Source organism: Vibrio sp. 1288 (assembly GCF_033344475.1).
On sequence record NZ_JAWPOX010001120.1, the window covers coordinates 1 to 520 of the forward strand.

1 pseudogene is annotated in these 520 nt (G+C 43.3%); it reads left to right on the forward strand.

The annotated features are described in order from the left end of the window. Nucleotides 1–520: pseudogene (locus R8O11_RS31230) on the forward strand (hypothetical protein); the annotation flags it as partial.

The window sequence follows — 520 nt, forward strand, 5'->3', positions numbered from 1 at the left end:
TAGAGATTTCACCCCAAATGCTAAAGCATTTGTCGAAAATGACAGTAGCGCGTACGTAAACGAATACAACAATGTCATCAACAGCCTAACTGCTGACGGTAAAGCGGTCGGTAACCAGAGTATCAAAGAAGACTCATCTTCTCTAAAAACTCGTAATACCATCGTAGCTCCCGTTCTTCCAAATATTGTTACTGGAGATAGCGAAGCGAGTGTAGTAGAAAGCCACGCATGGAATACGGATGGTGTATTTACGGTTGGAAGCGTATCCAGAACTGCAAGTAATACTAATGGCACTCACCATACCTCTAAAGCCGCTATTTGGGATCAAACTAAAGTTATCAGTGAAGTTCCTTGGCAAAGTGGGACGTCAAAAGACGGCGAAAGACTTGCTCAAGGGAGCATGCGTGATCTCGTAGTAGATGGTACGACCGTGTATGGTGTTGGTTACAACACATATGCCAATGATAATTATCTAAACGCGACCGTATTTGTTGGCAAGTTAGAATCGGAAACCTCCATT